At 59.2% G+C, this 17,295-nt stretch carries 17 protein-coding genes; 7 read left to right on the forward strand and 10 right to left on the reverse strand.

What is annotated here, in order from left to right; translation table 11 throughout:
- Positions 1-6: 6 nt before the first annotated feature.
- From EO087_RS12900 to hpnI, 5 genes are all read right to left on the reverse strand, one after another.
- Positions 7-1,011 carry a ferritin-like domain-containing protein gene (locus tag EO087_RS12900; protein WP_205744364.1) on the reverse strand — a complete coding sequence of 335 codons (1,005 nt, stop codon included), beginning with the start codon at positions 1,009-1,011 and terminating at the stop codon, positions 7-9.
- Positions 1,008-2,039: a lysylphosphatidylglycerol synthase domain-containing protein gene (locus EO087_RS12905; protein WP_240669055.1), complete on the reverse strand. Its 1,032-nt coding sequence runs from the start codon at positions 2,037-2,039 to the stop codon at positions 1,008-1,010. Before EO087_RS12905 ends, EO087_RS12900 begins: the two co-directional genes overlap by 4 nt.
- On the reverse strand, positions 2,036-2,902 hold the full coding sequence (gene hpnK / locus EO087_RS12910; RefSeq protein WP_128899219.1) for a hopanoid biosynthesis-associated protein HpnK: 867 nt from the start codon (positions 2,900-2,902) through the stop codon (positions 2,036-2,038). The genes EO087_RS12905 and hpnK overlap by 4 nt, the downstream gene beginning before the upstream one ends.
- Before the next feature lie 92 nt (positions 2,903-2,994).
- Positions 2,995-4,422: a hopanoid biosynthesis associated radical SAM protein HpnJ gene (gene hpnJ, locus EO087_RS12915; protein WP_128899220.1), complete on the reverse strand. Its 1,428-nt coding sequence runs from the start codon at positions 4,420-4,422 to the stop codon at positions 2,995-2,997.
- Positions 4,423-4,488: 66 nt separating this feature from the next.
- Positions 4,489-5,634, reverse strand: coding sequence for a bacteriohopanetetrol glucosamine biosynthesis glycosyltransferase HpnI (hpnI, locus tag EO087_RS12920; RefSeq protein ID WP_128899221.1), 1,146 nt, complete (start codon positions 5,632-5,634; stop codon positions 4,489-4,491).
- 76 nt (positions 5,635-5,710) lie between these two features.
- On the opposite strand from hpnI, the gene EO087_RS12925 reads away from it, so the two are divergent.
- From EO087_RS12925 to EO087_RS12955, 7 genes are all read left to right on the forward strand, one after another.
- Positions 5,711-6,292, forward strand: a complete 582-nt coding sequence (locus tag EO087_RS12925) for a DUF2147 domain-containing protein (RefSeq protein ID WP_128899222.1) — start codon at positions 5,711-5,713, stop codon at positions 6,290-6,292.
- Positions 6,293-6,361: 69 nt separating this feature from the next.
- Positions 6,362-7,393, forward strand: coding sequence for a diphosphomevalonate decarboxylase (mvaD, locus tag EO087_RS12930; protein ID WP_128899223.1), 1,032 nt, complete (start codon positions 6,362-6,364; stop codon positions 7,391-7,393).
- The gene (locus EO087_RS12935; RefSeq protein WP_128899224.1) at positions 7,390-8,508 is read left to right on the forward strand and encodes a hypothetical protein; all 1,119 of its coding nucleotides are present in this window, start codon (positions 7,390-7,392) and stop codon (positions 8,506-8,508) included. The genes mvaD and EO087_RS12935 overlap by 4 nt, the downstream gene beginning before the upstream one ends.
- Positions 8,509-8,617: 109 nt before the next feature.
- A complete protein-coding gene (locus EO087_RS12940; protein WP_128899225.1) occupies positions 8,618-10,897 on the forward strand; it encodes a hydroxymethylglutaryl-CoA reductase, degradative in 2,280 nt (759 codons plus the stop codon).
- Positions 10,890-11,492 carry an isopentenyl-diphosphate Delta-isomerase gene (idi, locus tag EO087_RS12945; RefSeq protein ID WP_240669056.1) on the forward strand — a complete coding sequence of 201 codons (603 nt, stop codon included), beginning with the start codon at positions 10,890-10,892 and terminating at the stop codon, positions 11,490-11,492. The genes EO087_RS12940 and idi overlap by 8 nt, the downstream gene beginning before the upstream one ends.
- 135 nt (positions 11,493-11,627) lie before the next feature.
- Positions 11,628-12,770 (forward strand): adenosyl-hopene transferase HpnH, encoded by a 1,143-nt coding sequence (gene hpnH / locus EO087_RS12950; protein ID WP_128899227.1) that lies wholly within the window; start codon positions 11,628-11,630, stop codon positions 12,768-12,770.
- Between the two features lie 12 nt (positions 12,771-12,782).
- Positions 12,783-13,892 (forward strand): glycosyltransferase, encoded by a 1,110-nt coding sequence (locus EO087_RS12955; RefSeq protein WP_240669057.1) that lies wholly within the window; start codon positions 12,783-12,785, stop codon positions 13,890-13,892.
- Between the two features lie 8 nt (positions 13,893-13,900).
- On the opposite strand, the gene EO087_RS12960 is transcribed toward EO087_RS12955, so the two are convergent.
- The 5 genes from EO087_RS12960 to EO087_RS12980 all read right to left on the reverse strand — a co-directional run bounded on the left by EO087_RS12960 (position 13,901) and on the right by EO087_RS12980 (position 17,283).
- Positions 13,901-14,311 carry a type II toxin-antitoxin system HicB family antitoxin gene (locus EO087_RS12960; RefSeq protein WP_128899228.1) on the reverse strand — a complete coding sequence of 137 codons (411 nt, stop codon included), beginning with the start codon at positions 14,309-14,311 and terminating at the stop codon, positions 13,901-13,903.
- A gap of 8 nt (positions 14,312-14,319) precedes the next feature.
- The gene (locus tag EO087_RS12965; protein WP_343132982.1) at positions 14,320-14,514 is read right to left on the reverse strand and encodes a type II toxin-antitoxin system HicA family toxin; all 195 of its coding nucleotides are present in this window, start codon (positions 14,512-14,514) and stop codon (positions 14,320-14,322) included.
- 219 nt (positions 14,515-14,733) lie between these two features.
- On the reverse strand, positions 14,734-15,390 hold the full coding sequence (locus EO087_RS12970) for a fimbria/pilus periplasmic chaperone (protein WP_205744365.1): 657 nt from the start codon (positions 15,388-15,390) through the stop codon (positions 14,734-14,736).
- Between the two features lie 171 nt (positions 15,391-15,561).
- Positions 15,562-16,218, reverse strand: coding sequence for a fimbria/pilus periplasmic chaperone (locus EO087_RS12975; RefSeq protein ID WP_205744366.1), 657 nt, complete (start codon positions 16,216-16,218; stop codon positions 15,562-15,564).
- Positions 16,219-16,902: 684 nt separating this feature from the next.
- Positions 16,903-17,283 (reverse strand): fimbrial protein, encoded by a 381-nt coding sequence (locus EO087_RS12980; protein WP_240669058.1) that lies wholly within the window; start codon positions 17,281-17,283, stop codon positions 16,903-16,905.
- Positions 17,284-17,295 lie beyond the last annotated feature (12 nt).

Here is a 17,295-nt window from a genome sequence, read left to right on the forward strand (position 1 = left end):
CGGATTTTACTTGCGCTTGCGCCGCTCGAAAAACTTCAGCACCGGCAGTGCGCACTTCACCAGGAACGGCATGGTGGTCGGGCGCAGCAGACGCCGATCGTAGCCGGCGAAGCGGCGATCGTTTTCACTGAGGCAGGTTGCCATCAGTTCGGCCACGCTCAGATCCTGCGCCGTCACTGACTGCGCGCCATTGACGGTGAAGTTGTTGTCCTGCGTTTGTTCGTTGCCGTCGGCGTCGAGGCTTTTGGCCAGATCCATGCGCTCCAGGCCAAGGAAGCACCACACGCGGAGCACTTTCCATTCGAATGCGATGCGCTGGAAGAGGTTGAGATGCTTGCGATGCCAGGCCACCCAGTTGGCGAACAGCAGGATATGTCGGCATTCTTCCTGCATCACCGGCTCGAAGGTGTCAATCAGTTCGGGCGGGAACAAGCCCGAATCATGCGCCACCTTGAACAAGCCGAACGCAAAGAAGCTATCGATACATTCGCTGTAGCCGGTGACCAGATAAGCCCATTCCGGATCCTTCGGGTATTCGTAGGGTGGCTCGGGCACCAGCGGAATGTGGTAGTGCTGCACCATCTTGGACAGCACTTCCTTGTGGCGGTTTTCTTCCCAGGCATTCTGCGCTAGCGCGTTGCGCATCTGCGGGTCGGTGATCGTGCGTGCATAGGCGGCCATCCGCAGGCGCGCCTTGCCTTCGGTCTGCACGGCAATATCCCAGATCGGCAGCGAGGTGATGCGATGCCGGGCGGCTTCATCCAGTGTCGGCCATTGGAGTACTGACGGACGATAAGGATTGAAGGTCTCTTCGAACATTCGACACATCATTTGCTTGTGTTCGTTCGAGCCGTACTTGATGCGCTTGCCCTGATCCTTGCTTGACCAATGACGCGTACGCGCTTCGGACGCGGCGATGGTGGCCGCATCCGGCTCGCCAGTCGGCAGCACTGGCTCGTGGTAACCGGGCACCAGGGATTCGGTATCGAAAGCCTCGTGTTGCAGCGTCATAACTCAGGTTCTCTTGAAGTAGGCGAACGGCCGGCACCGGAAGTGCTCGTATACAGCCGACGCGCTTCGGCCCATTGCCAGGAAATCAGGGCGGGTACGCCAAAGCCAATCTCGCGCATGCGCTTGACCAACGAGAGCGCGACACTGGCTTCAGGCGGTAGCCCGATGATGTTGCCGAACAGCACCAGCCCGCCTTCCTGCACGCCAATGCCCGCCGGCACCACAAAGATGATGTGGCGCAGGGCTTGGGTGACTGCTTCCATCGCAATGGCGTCCCAGATGCTGATCGGATAACCGAGCAGGTGCAGTGCTAGCCAAGTCTCGAAGCTGCCCACCACATAGCCGATGAACTGCCAACCGCAGGCAACGATCAGACGCAGCGGGCGCGAGTATTGTGCACGGATTTCCAGATCCAGGTTGGCGCCGTCGATCAGTTCGGTAAGCTTGGAGCGTCCGCCCAGCATTTTTTCGGCAAACATTTCCAGGCGCGAAAACACCTTGCCGTGCCGCAACAGGATGATCAGGAAGACCGGCAAGGGCAGGCTGGCAGCCAGTGCGGAAATCACCGTGCTGAAAGCGCTGATGCTGCGCGTGAGTTCGACCAGCAGAATGATGCCCAGCGCCGTGAACAGGTATTGGTTCACCAGGGTGAGCAACACTTCCATGATGATGCTGGCAGCCACCGCCGCGCCGCCGATGCCGCGCCATTTCACCAGCCGAATGCCGATGATCTCGCCGCCGATATTGGCCACGGGCAGCAAACGGTTGCTGCCTTCGCGAACGGCGGCGACCCAGAACAGGAACGGCAGTGTGGCCCGGTGATGCGGATCACGCGGCGCCAGCAGCGCACGCCAGCCGATCACATCGAACAGCAATGGCAGTGCATGGAACGGTAATAACCACAATAATGGCCAGCCGGCATGATTGATCGCTGCGGCGATTTCGCCCCAGCCTTGGTGTGCGACCAGCGCGATCGCGACGCCCAGGCCGAGTATGCCGGCGATGTAGCTGAGCAACTTCATTTTCATGTCGCGCACGCTACTGGATCGGAGAAGCCGTTGCACAAGCGGGTGTATTGTGCGGCTGCATCGCGCACCTTGGGTGACAGCAATGCGGCAAGTTCGTCGACGTGCCGGTAGTCGGCCATGCTGGTGGTTAGGTGGCCGTGGGAGGCGGGATGCAGATATACCTCCGACAACCCTTCCGGCAGCGTTTGCAGAATATCCAGCAACACCTGTTCGTCCATGCCGCCGCTATGGCGAATGCCGAACACATGGTCGTTGTGCGCGATACCGGCCTTATCCATGCGCCAACGCATCAACGCCAGCCATGGCCGCAACCACGGCCCCATGCCAGGCTCCGCCGGTAGACGGATGGCGCGCAGGCCGAATTCACGGCCAATCGTGAGCATCAGCGACAGAATGGTCGGGTGCAGATGGAAGTGCTTGTGTGCGTTGACGTGGTCCAGCGGCAGGCCCGTTGCGGCAAAGGCCGCGAACTGCGCACGGATTTCCGCGGCCAACTGGCGCCGCACCTGTGGCAGAAAGAAAAACCGAAAACCATTGCGCACCATGTCCGAATTGAACATGCCTTGCGCATCGACCAGATCGGGAATGCGTGACGGCGACAGCACCGCGCGGCCGTCAGCAAGTACCAGATGCAAACCTATGGCCAGGCCAGGATTTTGTTTGGCGCGTGCGACGGCATCGGCCACGGCCGGCGCGCCTACCATCAGGCTGGCCGCGCGCAGCACGCCGTCGCGATAACCGCGTTCGACCGCATCGTTGACGGCGTCGTGCAGGCCGAAATCGTCGGCGGTGATGATGAGACGCCTGCTGCTCCCTCTCCCCTCCGGGGAGAGGGTTGGGGTGAGGGGAGGCTCTTGCGGCATAAAAGAATCAGAGCGTGGTTTCATTGGAAATCTTGGCCAACCGTTGCCCCTCACCCCAACCCCTCTCCCCGAGGGGAGAGGGGCTCAAGGCATTAAGCTTCGTGTGCGCGCAAGAAGCGGAAGAACTCCACGCCCTCGCGCAGGCGACGCTTCATCATGTCCCAGCTCGTCAGCATTTCCTTGACGATTTCCCAGATCTTCGACGGGCGGAAGTAGAAGGCCCGGTAGAACTTCTCCACACCGTGGAAGATGTCCTGCTTGGATAGGTGCGGGTATTCGATCAGCGCGAGCTGCACGCCCTTGTCGTTGACCAGGTTGGCAGCCTCGTTTTCCTTCAGCCAGTTGTTTTCGACGGCCTGTTTGTACAGTGCGGTGCCGGGGTAGGGCGCGGCCAGTGACACCTGGATGGTGTGCGGGTTGATCTCCTTGGCGAACTGGATCGTCTTGTCGATCGTTTCCTTGGTTTCGCCCGGCAGGCCGAGGATGAAGGTGCCGTGGATGGTGATGCCCAGCTTGCGGCAGTCTTCGGTGAAGCGGCGTGCGATATCGGTGCGCAGGCCCTTCTTGATGTTGTGCAGGATCTGGTCGTCGCCCGATTCGTAACCGACCAGCAGGAGGCGCAGGCCGTTTTCCTTCATGATCTTCAGCGACTCGTACGGCACGTTGGCCTTGGCATTGCACGACCAGGTCCAGCCCATCGCGCCCAGGCCACGTGCGATCTCATGCACACGCTCCATGTTGGAGCTGTCGGTGAAGGTGTCGTCGTCGAACATCAACTCCTTCACTTCGGGCATGTGCTCCTTGATCCACTTCGCTTCGGCCAGCACGTTCGCGGCCGAGCGCGTGCGATAGCGATGGCCGCCGACGGTCTGTGGCCACAGGCAGAAGGTGCACTTGGAGCGGCAGCCACGACCCGTGTAGATCGACACGTACGGGTAGTTGAGATAGCCGATAAAGTAATTGCTGATCTTCAGGTCGCGTTTATAGATCGGTGCGACGAACGGCAGGTCGTCCATGTTCTCGATCATGGCGCGCGGCGGATTGTGCTGCACGGTACCGTCGGCCAGGCGATAGCTGATGCCGGTGATGCTCTCAAACGGACGGCCTTCGGCCACTTCCTTGCAGGTGTAGTCGAACTCTTCGCGGGCGACAAAGTCGATCGCCTTTGATGCGGTGAGCGAACTGGTCGGATCCACCGCGACCTTCGCGCCTACCAAGCCGACCAACACGTTGGGTTTGCGTTCTTTCAGCAACTCTGCGAACTTGGCGTCGGTCGGGAACGACGGCGTGCTGGTGTGGATGATCACCAGCTCGTAACCCTCGGCGATGCGCAGGCTATCTTCAACCGAGATCTCATCGGCGGGCGCGTCGAGCACGCGCGAATCGGGCACCATCGCCGCCGGTTGGGCCAGCCAGGTCGGATACCAGAAGCTCTTGATTTCGCGTTTGGCTTGATAGCGCGAACCAGCGCCGCCATCAAAGCCGTCGAAGGAGGGAGCTTGCAGAAAAAGCGTTTTCATTACGGAAGACTCCTGCGGAGGCGCATACCGTGCCCAGGGACGGCCGATAGTTTAAAAATCTTAGGTCTACGGCGCTGAACCGCCGCTTCGAGCATGCATAACCTGGCCGCGCCATCTTACCTGCCAACCGGCGAGAGCCGCTGCCCATTCCATCAGCAATAAGGTGTCGCGGAGGGGGATCAACAGGACTTCATGCCAGGCAAAGGCTCGGTCACTGGTGCGCCGTTGCAAAAAGTGTAGCAAAACCCGTGCGGCGCCACCGAGTAGGGCGAGGCCGGTTGTGATCGGGCCCGGTGCCAGACACATTCCGAGCAACAATAAGGGCGATGTAAAGCACACGAAAGTCATGGCAAAACCCGCCGGGGCAATGGACCGGATGGTGCGTAACCAACGCAGTTCGTGCGACCACAATGCTTTCAGTTGGCTTTCGCCGACATCGGTGCCTACTACTACTTCCGACAGCACGGTACGTAAGCCCGCGCGCCGAGTGAGTTCACCCAGCCAAAAATCATCGGCCAGCGTATCGCACAGCGCCTCGAACCCGCCGATGGTCTGCAAGGCATCGCGACGCAGCGCGATCGTTGAGCCGAATGCAAAACGGGTTGAGCCGAATGCGTGCGACAAGCGCACCGAGGGCGCGAACCAGTCATCGATAAACAATCGGCCCAGTCGTGACCAGAAGGAGGGGCCGGGAATGCCGTAGTAAAGGCAGGTAACGATACCCACGCCCGGATCGGCGAGCGGTGCCGTCACGCGCGTCAGATAATCCACCGGCACGTTGATGTCGGCATCGGCCAGCACCAGCCAATCGTGCTGTGCGTGTGGCAGCATGTTCATCAGGTTGCTGACCTTGTGGTTGCTGCCGTATACGCGCGAATCGACGGCCAGTGCAATGGCGTGCCGCGGAAATTCCTCGCGTAACCGCTGTATCACGGCAAGGGCGGGGTCATCCTGCTTTTGCACGCCGAACACCAATTGATAGTCAGGGTGTGCCTGCAGGCAGAAGCTGTGCAAGTTCTCGTACAGGCGCGGTTCGGCACCATGCAAGGGCTTGAGCACCGTGACAGGCTGCGGTTTTTGGGTGCTGTCGGTGATCGTCCGCCGTGCTTTCCCTATCGCCCACAGAGCCACGCAGGCATAGCCTGTTGCAGCAAAGGTCAACCCGATGCCGAGTCCATGGATAATGGCAGGGACAATCCAACTCAAAGACATAGATGCTTATGCTACTTAAGACGCATTACCCGAAGGGGCGGGACATAAGGGCCAGCCATCATCCGTGCAAGGGCGCATGATGAAGATGATGCGATGTGAACGCTTGCTTTGGTCGTTGCCCTTGTATGTATTCGCTTTTTTTCTGCTTTGCGCCGGGGCCGGCAGTGCCCTGGCAGAGGATGGCGATGGTGCCTACATGCCCTCCAGTTCTTCGGCGATCGTCGGCGACTGGCTGGTGCAAAGCCGAGATGCCGTGATCCGTATCGAGCAGATCGGGGACGAATATCAGGGCTACATCCTCTGGCAGCTCCATGACACCTATGGCCCGGAGGATGGCCCGAAGCTCAACGGCAAGATCGTCACCGATCGCAACAATCCGGATCCCGCCTTGCGTTCCCAACCCTTGACCGGCCTGCGACTGCTCAAAGGGTTGCACTATAACGCCAGTAACAGGAAGTGGATCGGTGGACGGGTTTATAATTCCGATAATGGACGGACGTATAATTGTTTAATCCGGTTGTTGAACTCGAATCGGCTGCGGCTTCGTGGCTACATCGGTATCAGCCTGTTTGGCGGAAATACGGTGTGGAGCCGGGTCACCATGCAAACCCCCGTTGATGGTGGCCTTCCCTTTGTAATGGCCGTGCCGGACAAGTAATTCCCGGATAAGTAACCCTTTGTCAGGTAAGTGCTTTTTTATTGACTTGCCCCTTCCCCTGCGAGACGTATGAACTTCGAACCACGCGCCGATGTATCCGCCGGAGAGCTCCATGCTGCCTCGCAAGCCCAGCCGAACATCGCGCTGGTCAAGTACTGGGGTAAGCGCGACGTTGCATTGAACCTGCCGGTGGTCGGTTCCATTTCGATCACCCTGGATAGCCTCTGGACCCGCACCGAAGTGCGCTTTGTGCCAGGGCAAAAACAGGATCAGGTAAGCCTCAACGGCCGCAGCGACGAAGCCGAATCCCGGCGTGTCACCGCCTGTCTGGACCTGCTGCGCCAGCGTGCAGGCGTCGATTACGGTGCGAAAGTGACGAGCCAGAACAACTTTCCCACCGCGGCTGGGCTGGCTTCCTCCGCCTCGGGTTTTGCGGCGCTGGTGCACGCAGGTGCGCACGCGCTGGGCTTGGCATTGAGTCGGGTGGAACAGTCAGTGCTGGCGCGCCGTTGCTCCGGCTCGGCAGCACGCTCCATCTTCGGTGGTTACGTTGAATGGGCACACGGCAAGCTGGCCGATGGCACGGATTCGGTCGCCCGGCCGTTGCTGGACGCCGATGCATGGCCGTTGCGCGTTGCCGTGGCGATTACGTCCAAGGCAGCCAAGCAGGTGGGTTCCACCGAAGGCATGCGTCGTACGGCGCGGACCTCACCTTATCAATCGGCCTGGGTCGACACCCAGGAAGCCGATCTCGACGTGGCACGCAACGCCATTCTTGCGCGTGACTTCGATGCGCTTGCCGCGATTTCCGAACATAGCTGCCTCAAGATGCATGCGCTGGCCATGGCCGCGCAGCCGGGCCTGCTTTACTGGAAGGGCGCTACGGTGGAATGCATGCACCGCGTGCGCGTCCTGCGTCAGCAAGGCGTGCCGGTGTTTTTCACCGTCGATGCGGGTCCGCAATTGAAGGCGGTATGCGTACCATCGGCCATCGAGCAAGTGAAAGCGGTCCTGTGCGATGCTCCTGGTGTGCTTGATGTGCTTGATGCTGGCCTCGGCGCGGGCGCGCGCGCGATGCCGGTGGGTGAGCTGGCGACATGATGGAATTCACCGCAAGCGCTCCCGGCAAGCTGGTGCTGCTGGGCGAATATGTCGTACTGGAAGGTGCGCCTGCGCTGGTGCTCGCGGTGAATCGTCGCGCCGAGGCGCGCATTGAAACGCGCGAGGACGATGTATGTGAAGTGCATGCGCCAGACCTGGGCGTAAGCGGTGCACGCATGGCTGTCGACAACAGCGGTACGTTGCGTTGGCTGTGTGATGAAACCAGCGCCGCCAAGTTGTCGCTGGTTGAGCATGTTTGGCAAGGACTGGTGCGCGAAAAGCTGGCACCCCAGGCAGGCCAGGGGTTCAGCCTGCATCTGGATACCTCGGGCTTCTTCAACGCTGACGGTGCCATGCGCGCAAAGCTTGGCCTCGGCTCCAGTGCCGCACTGACGGTTGCGCTGGCTTCTGCGTTGGCGACATTCGCCGGCCATACCGATGTGCTGACTGATCGCACGCAGTGGCTGCGTCGATTGCTCCATATGCATGGCGGTTGGCAAGGTGGCCGCGGCAGTGGTGTCGATGTGGCTGCCAGTGTGGCGGGTGGCTTGATCCGTTATCAGTTAGCGGGACGGAGGCGTGAACCGACCTTCACACAACTCCCATGGCCAATGAGTCATGTGCATTGCTTGTTCGTGTGGTCGGGGCAGTCGGTATCGACCCATGATTTTCTACAGCGCCTGGCACAATGGCGCGCGAGTTATGCAGCGGACTATGCATCGCATATGAATGAACTTGGCGCCCTTTCCGAGGCGGCCTTCGATGTGCTGTATCGCGAGGACGCCAAGTCCTTTATCGGCTTGACCAAAGAATATGCGTTGGCTTTGCAGCAGTTCGGCGAGGCGTGCGGTCTGGAAATCTATTCGCCAGCGCAGAAAAAGCTGGCGCAGATGGCTTCCGAAGCCTGCGTCAGCTACAAGCCCTGCGGTGCGGGTGGCGACTTCGGCGTGGTTTTTGCCGATGATGTGGAAAGGTTGGTGACATTTGAACGCGCCATTGTTTCGGCCGGCATGCATGTCGTTCCCCTGGGGCTTGATTCCGATGGGATCATCAGCTATATGCGCCAGACGCGAAATCTTAACCCACCAGAGAATGCCCTGAATGGTTTTACGTAGGTGTCACAGGCCCTGTCTGTCCACATGCTTTCCTCGCTCCTCAAAGCCTGAGTACATCCATGTACTTTCCCCGCGTGCGTGATAACGATTTATACGGAGTACTTATGGTATGAGCGCCGAATCATCGAGTGCCGAACGGTCCCGATTTCCCGCTTTCTACAAACTCTCGGTTTCCGACCGAGTGCGCATCATTCACGAGCGCGGCTGGCTTTCGGCCGAGGATTATCAGGCGCTGGTCTCCGGCGAGCACACGCTGAAGATCCACAAAGCCGACAAGATGATCGAGAACGTGGTTGGTGTGATGGGCCTGCCGGTCGGCCTGGGCCTCAACTTCCTGGTCAACGGTCGCGACTACATCGTGCCGCTGGTGGTGGAGGAGCCCTCCATCGTCGCGGCCCTGTCTTCCGCGGCTAAGGTGGTGCGCGGCACGGGTGGTTTCACCGTCGAGAGCACCGAGCCGGTGCTGATCGGCCAGGTGCAAGTCGTGGATGTGCCGCATCTGGCGCAGGCCAAGGCCGTCCTGCTGCAACGTAAGGACGAACTGCTCAACCTCGCCAACAGCCTGCATCCGCAGATGGTGGCGCGCGGTGGCGGCGCGCAGGACCTGGAAGTGCATATCCATCCGCGTCCCGAAGGCGGCGACATGCTGGCGGTGCATTTGTTGGTCGATACGCGCGACGCGATGGGCGCTAACCTCGTCAACACCATGTGCGAAGGCATTGCTTCGCTGGTCGAAACAATGACCAGTGGCCGCGTCTTCCTGCGCATTCTTTCCAACCTCACCGATCGCTCGATGGTGCGCGCGCGTTGCGTGATTCCCGTCGAGCATCTCACTGGCAAGGGCTTCACCGGCGAGGAAGTGCGCGATGGCATCGTGCTCGCGAACGAATTCGCCAGCATCGATCCGTATCGCGCGGCCACGCACAACAAGGGCATCATGAATGGTGTCGATGCCGTGGCGCTGGCCACCGGCAACGACTGGCGCGCCATCGAAGCGGCCGCGCATGCCTATGCTGCACGCGGTGGTCGCTATACCTCGCTCACACGCTGGTACAAGGGCGAGAAGGGCGAGCTGGTCGGCGAGCTCGATATCCCGATGAAGGTCGGCACTGTCGGCGGTCCGCTGCAATCCAACGCCACCGTGGCGCTCAACCTGCGCCTGCTCGGCGTGAAGACAGCGCGTGAACTGGCTGAAATCATGGGTGCTGTGGGTTTGGCGCAGAACTTCTCCGCATTGCGCGCGCTGGTCACCGAGGGCATCCAGCAAGGTCACATGACCTTGCATGCACGCAGCGTCGCCGTCGCCGCCGGCGCTACGGCGGAAATCTTCGACACCGTGGTGGAGCGCCTGGTGGAAAGCGGCGAGATCAAGATCTGGAAGGCGCAGGAAATTGTCGACCAAGTGCGCAAGGAGTCGCGCGGTGTGCCGGATGTGACCGAGCAGTCAGCCGTCGATCATCGCGCCTGCGGCCATGGCAAGATCATTCTTCTCGGTGAGCATGCTGTCGTCTACGGCAGCCATGCGATTGCCGCGCCGGTACCGCTCGCTGTTCGCGCTGTGGTGCAGGACACCCAGTCCGGCGGTGTGGACATGTTCATCCCACGCTGGGGTGTGGAATACCGCTTGCACCGTGATCCGGCGCATCGTGACTCCTTCCAGCGCTCGCTTGGCATCATCTTCGACACGCTGGAACTCACCGAGCGCTCGATGCGTATCGAAGTGTTCCCGAACGTGCCGCGTGCGATGGGCCTTGGCGGCTCGGCCGCGATGGCGGTAGCCGTGATCCGTGCGCTCGACCAGCACTACAAGCTGGGCCTGCGCGACGAGGAGATCAACGCACTCGCGTTCCGCTGCGAAGAAGTGGCGCATGGTTCTGCCTCGGGTATCGACAACACCGTGGCCACCTATGGCAAGCCACTGCTATACAAGCGCGCCAGCAAGAAGGGCGACGCGCCGATGGTGCGCGAGCTGCACTTGTCCAAGCGCATTCCGATCGTGATTGGCATCAGCGGCAAGGAAAGCCTTACTGCGGTAACGGTCGGCAAGGTGCGCACGGCATGGCAGCGCAATCCGGCGCTGTACGACGGCATCTTCCAGCAGATCGACGCGCTTACACTGCAAGGTATGGAAGCCATGCAACACTACGATCTGGAGCGACTGGGTGACTTGATGAACATCTGCCACGGCCTGCTCAACGCATTGCGTGTGTCGAGCTGGGAAGTGGAAGAACTGGTGCAGATCGCGCGCGAACACGGCGCGATCGGCGCCAAGCTTACAGGTGGCGGTGGCGGCGGCTCGATCGTTGCGCTGTGCCCGCAGAACCGCGAAAAAGTGGCCGCCGCGATGCGCGATGCCGGCTATCAGGCTATGGAGGTGGACATTGGATAACCAAGAGCTCGAGCGTCAAGAGTGGCGCGACTCCAACGACATCGTGTCTTTCGACGACGAACCCCTGGTGCTGGTCGATTCCAATGACCAGGAAGTCGGCTTCCTTGACAAGGCGTCGGCGCACGAAGGCAAGGGCACGTTGCATCGCGCCTTCTCGCTGTTCGTGTTCAACGCGAAGGGCGAACTGCTGCTGCAGCAGCGCGCACCGGGCAAGCGCCTATGGCCGGGTTTCTGGTCCAACACTTGCTGCAGCCATCCGCGCCGCGGCGAAACGGTGGATACCGCTATCCATCGTCGCCTGAAAGAAGAACTCGGCCTGACCTGCGATCTGCAGTACTTGTTCAAGTTTGAATACCACGCGCAGTTCGATGCGGACGGTGCCGAACATGAACTGTGCTGGGTGTATGCGGGTCGCAGCGACGATGCGCCGACCGTGAACGTGAACGAAATTTCAGGTTTGCGCTATATCTCGCCCGATGCGCTCGATGCGGAAATGGCGGCCAAACCCGAGACTTTCTCCCCCTGGTTCAAGATCGAATGGGAGAGGATCCGGCATGAGCATGCTCACGTGTTCGCCCCCTTGTCCAAGGGTTAGGCAGGATAGACATAACGGCAGCCACTTTGGTGGCTTATACTGAACCCCATATAAGCACTTACAGCTTAAGGATGCGCAGGTATCGTCAGACGGCGGACGGCAAGCATCTACGGCATTGACGTATTGGAGATTCCCTTGGGTATTCCACTTATTCAGCAGACCACGATCGCGCGCTACATTCTTGGCAAGAAGCTGAGCGGCCAGAAGCGTTATCCGCTGGCGATGATGTTGGAACCATTGTTCCAGTGCAATCTGGCTTGCGCCGGTTGCGGCAAGATCGATCAGCCCAAGGAAATTCTGCAAAAGCGCATGAGCGTGGAGCAGGCACTGGCGGCCGTGGACGAATGCGACGCACCGGTCGTTTCGATTCCGGGCGGCGAGCCGCTGATCCACAAAGACCTGCCGAAGATCGTCGAAGGCATCGTGGCGCGCAAGAAGTTCGTATACCTGTGCACCAATGCCATTCTGATGCCCAAACACATCGACGAATACAAGCCGTCGCCGTACTTCACCTGGTCCGTACACCTCGATGGCCTCGAAAAGCAACATGACAAATCCGTGTGCATGGACGGCGTGTTCGACAAGGCCGTGACGGCGATCAAGCTCGCACTATCCAAAGGCTTCCGCGTCACGGTCAACTGCACCCTGTTCAACAGCGAGCCGCCGGAAGAAGTCGCCGACTTCTTCGACTATGCGATGGAACTGGGTGTCGAAGGCATCACCGTATCGCCGGGCTACAGCTATCAGCACGCGCCGCGCCAGGATGTGTTCCTGGGGCGCAGCGAAAGCAAGCAGCTGTTCCGCAGCATCTTCAAGGTCGGCAAGGAACGCAAGCGCAAGTGGGCGTTCAATCAGTCGGCGATGTTCATGGACTTCATCGCAGGCAACCAGGCCTACCAATGCACGCCGTGGTCCAACCCAACCTACAACATCTTCGGCTGGCAGAAGCCCTGCTACCTGCTGGTGGATGAAGGCTACGCTAAGACCTACAAGGAACTCATGGAAGATACCGAGTGGGAGAAGTACGGCGTAGGTATCAATCCCAAGTGCGACAACTGCATGGCGCATTGCGGCTTTGAAGGCACGGCGGTGGACGATATGTTTGCCCATCCACTGAAAGCGCTGAAGGTATCCATGTTTGGGCCGCGTACCGACGGCCCGATGGCGCCGGATCTGCCGATTAAGTATGGCGACCGTGCCGATGCCACCGCGATCAAGATTCCGATCAGCTCGATCCAGCACCGCAATGCCTCGACCGGCGTCGACGCCAATCCCTGATCTGGGTCGCCGATGAGCGTGCTGGAGTGGGTTGCCGCGTCACTGCCGGCACTGATGTGGGTGGGCCTGCTGCTGGCACCGTGGCGGCCTTGGAGCACTCGCGAACGTATTGAAGCCGACCCGCAAGCCGGATCGGTCGATCTCAGCGAAATCACCGTACTCATCCCGGCCCGCAACGAGGCCGACGTCATCAGCCACACGCTGACTGGTTTGCAGGCGCAAGGCGGCGGCCTGCAAATCGTGGTGATCGATGATCAATCCACTGACGACACCGCCAAGATCGCCGCTTCGTTTCCCAACGTGCGCGTGATCAGCGGTCAACCATTGCCGCAAGGCTGGGCCGGCAAGCTATGGGCGTTGGAGCAGGGCAAGGCGCATGTGCAAACGCCGATCACTTTGTTGCTGGATGCGGACATTCAATTGCAGCCTGGCTTGCTTGCCGCATTGCTGACACACAAGCGTCGCGACAATCGCCAATTTGTTTCGCTGATGGCCGACCTGCGCCGCACCAGCTTTTGGGATCGCCTGCTGCTGCCGGCTTTTGTGTACTACTTCAAGCTGATCTATCCCTTCGCGATATCCAATTCGCGCTCGAAGCTTATCGCGGCAGCGGCGGGTGGCTGCATTCTGGTCGATACCGAAGCTTTACATCGTGCTGGCGCCTTCGCCAGCCTACGCAACGCACTGATCGATGACTGCACACTGGCGCGACAAGTCAAGAACGCCGGCTATCGCACTTGGCTGGGACTTAGCCGCGGCGTGGTCAGCCTGCGTCCCTATGGTAGCGTGCGCTCCATCCACGACATGGTTGCACGCTCTGCATTCACCCAGCTTGGTTACTCTACGCCACTGCTGTTGCTGGTCACCGCCTTGTTCGTGCTCGCTTACGGCGTACCGTTCCTGCTGCTCAGCTCGCCGATCACCTCGCGCCTGGGCGTGCTGGCCCTGGTCGCGATGATGCTCAGCTATCTACCCATGCTGCGCTACTACGGCATGCGGCTGGCTTGGGCATTGCTATTGCCATTCGCCGCTGCGCTGTATCTGGGTATGACCTGGAGCTCGGCAATCCGTTACTGGCGCGGTGTGCGTTCGCGTTGGAAGGATCGTGTTTACAGCACGTAGTGCGCTATTTACGCAGCTTTGCCGCGTATCACTTGCAGGGCGGCACGAGTCATAAAGCCAGATCGTGTCTCTCCTGGATGATTGGACACATAGGCATCGATCTTCGAAAGCAACTTACGTGGCACGGTAATGTTGATTTTTTCCGCCTTGCCTTCGTACTTGGACGTATCGAAGTCGACCACGGCCCATATGCCACCGACGTAATCCGGATTCTGCTGGTGCGCATTGATCAGGCTGGGTTCCGGTAGCTCGGTCTTGTCGTCTTCCATCATGCCCTCCAGATGCAGGTCGATGGCCTCAAGTACTTGCACGAGGGCGTCATCAATAGAATCGCCTGCCGAATAACAGCCAGGCAAATCCGGGACGATGACGCCGTAGTGCAGGCCGTCATCCGTATGGAGAACAACTGGGAATCGCATAGGGCCTCCTATTTCCATCCCGCCTGCTTGGCGATGCTATGGAAAGTACCTTTCGGAGTATCGGCTTTGGGGTGCGGGACAGTTACAAGGCCGGGCTTTGCTGGATGTTTGAACTGGTGATGTGAACCCTTGATTCGGCTAAGCATCCAGCCCTCGGCTTCCAGCCGCTTGATCACATCCGCGCTCTTTATGGTGGGTATCATACCCACAACGAAAAGGCTGTCAACACTATACCTGTTGCCCTTCGGTCCACTAGTCCCCCGATTGTTGACTTTGTCCAATTTGCACCGTGCTCTGTAAAGGTGGCGATTCGGTATGACCTGGAGCTCGGCAATCCATTACTGGCGCGGTGTGCGTTCGCGCTGGAAAGACCGCGTGTACATCACGTAGGTTGCCATGAACGCTTCTGTCTTGAGGCTGGGCTAACGCGTCAACGCTGCGTTATGCGGGACAATCTGGCCGTAGTCATCAATGCTGGTAAATCGCACCTCGGATTTTGTGTCCACGGGCAAAGGGATGTCCTCAAGCACAAAGCGCTGCGTGCCGCCGGGCGCAATCATCTGTGGATCGTCGTTTTTAACTTCCTTGCCGTTTACGGCCAGCGACACGTTCTCAAAGGAAACATAATAGGCGCTAGGATTTTCCGCCTGGAGCACTTGCTTTGAGCCTTCCCGCAGTAATTTCCAATTTAGCTGACTTGGCGCATCTTTAACCGCCCCCTTCAAACCCTTCGGCCGGAAAAACAATTTGACGCGCGTGCGAAACGCCAGTTGCAAGGTGTTCTTCGCTTCGCCTTTGGCAGCCTTGGGTTTGGGCGGCACTTCCAGCACGTTCAACCAGAACACCGATTCTTTGTCGGTGGGCAACGGCTTGTCTTGCAGATAGGTGATGCGCAGCGATTGCCCTTTGCCTGGTTCCATCCTGAACATCGGTGGTACCAGCAAGAAGGGAGCGTTGATCTGGTCTGGTGTGCTTTTCTCATCGCCGTCGTCAATCCACGCCTGCACCAATATCGGCAGATCCTTGTTGTCGTTGGTAAGGGCTACGGTGATCTGGCGTTCTTGCGCCGGATAAATCACGCGGGTTGTATCCAGCACTACACCTGCTTGTGCGGGTGCGACAAGCAGATGGATCAGGCAGGCGGACGCCACCAAACATAAGTTGAAAATCAAACGAATCGTCATCGCGTTCTCCGGTAGGCGAGTCGATCGCCCGGTAACCCTCATCGCGGGCTTTGGTCATGCATGCGACTACAACTTCGCGGTATGGTCGACGGCGGTGCCGTAGTCGTTGACCGTCGTAAAACGTATCGTGGCCGCACCCGTTGGTGGCTGGGTCAAATCCTTGAGCACGTATCTGCCAGTGGCACCCGGGGCGAGCATGGGAGGGGGCTCGCTCTTGACCTCCCGGCCATCGACAACCACGGCGATGTTGGCAAAAGAGATGTGATAGGCGCTGGGGTTATAGGCTTCCAGGGTTTGCTCATTTCCATGGGAAACACGTTTCCATTGCAATTGTGCCGGTGCTTGCTCCGCATCGCCGGCAAGCCCTTCGGGACGGAGGAAAAACTTAATGCGCGTACGGATGGCGAATTTGAGGAGATTTTGACTTTTCGCGTTACTGGGATCAGGCGGCACCGACAACACGTTTAACCAAAACAAGGATTCCTTGTCCTTGGGAAGCGGGTTCGCGGCGCTGTTTTCGTGGGTATAGACGATGCGCAACACCTGGCTTTTGCCCGCGTCCAGACGAAACACCGGTGGCATCAACTCAAACGGCACATGGATTTGATCGGGCGGAGTATCTACCTGCCCATCGTCGATCCAGGCTTGTACCAAACGAGGTTGCGTCTTTTCGTCATTGGTCAGCGACAGGGTGATTTCACGCTCTTGCGCCGGATAGATCACGCGTGTCGTGCTGAGGACTACATCGGCCGATGCCGGCAAGCTGAGCAACGCCGCAAGGCACGCAGAAGCCCATGGGCGCGCTGTGCGAAATAACGAGGCGATGTGCATGTTCTACTCCCGACGTGAAATAACAAAAGGGGACGTGCTGTGTCCCGGCGTAGCCCGTGCACCCATTGTCTGCTTGCATTTCTGGATGTTCAGCGTAAAGGCAAAAACGGGTATCAAGCCGGACTTTGACGAAAGTCTGAAAGACTGTGGCTCCCTGCTGGACGGCGCTGTCTTGGCGGCGCGATTGACATCACCCGGTGCGTACGAGCCCAATTGAAAAGCATCGCCTTGCGTTCACTTCATTTATAGTCGACTGTGACCGTAACGGTGGTGTTAACCGAACCGGCTGTCACGGTGGGTGCCGTTTGGATATAACGGGCCGCGAAAGTGTACATGCCACTTGCGACCTGCGACCTGCGGCGCAAAATTAATGGGCGTATTGCTATTGGGGATGGCTTGCGAGCCGTTTGACTGCCATAGCTCCAATGCCACACCTGTAGTGGTCCCCTGATTGGCAAACGCGCTGCCATATGGTGCCGTTCCTTACAAAGCATTCAGTCATATACATCTGGATGCAAAATATTAAAGCAGGTCTTGATGTCAAAACCGAATATTGAATTGGATTTGAAAAAAGCTTCAGTTGTAAGAAAGCATCACCGTGACGGTGCCGTTGGCCGGGCCAGGTGTCACAGCAGCCTTGGTCTGCATATAGCGCGCGCGCATGGGATACGTGCCGCCGATAGCCTCCGGCGTCCAGGTGATCAATTGTGCGGTGCTGTTTGGAATGACGATGGTGTTGGCCGCATCCAGGCCCTGCAACTGGATGCCCAAGCCCGTTGCTCCGCCCGGTGCCACCGCAAACACATTTGCATTATCCGTATCGGCGGTGCCGTCGAACCCCATGTGCAGCGTCACGATGTCGGCCGCGCACCCCTGCGAGGTGATGGCGAAATTGACCCATTGGGTAGGCGCTCCAGGCGTATTGAATTCGCCCAGATTATGGGCGCCTAAATTCACGGGATCCGTCGA

The sequence above is a fragment of the Dyella sp. M7H15-1 genome (genome assembly GCF_004114615.1).
GTDB lineage: Bacteria > Pseudomonadota > Gammaproteobacteria > Xanthomonadales > Rhodanobacteraceae > Dyella_B.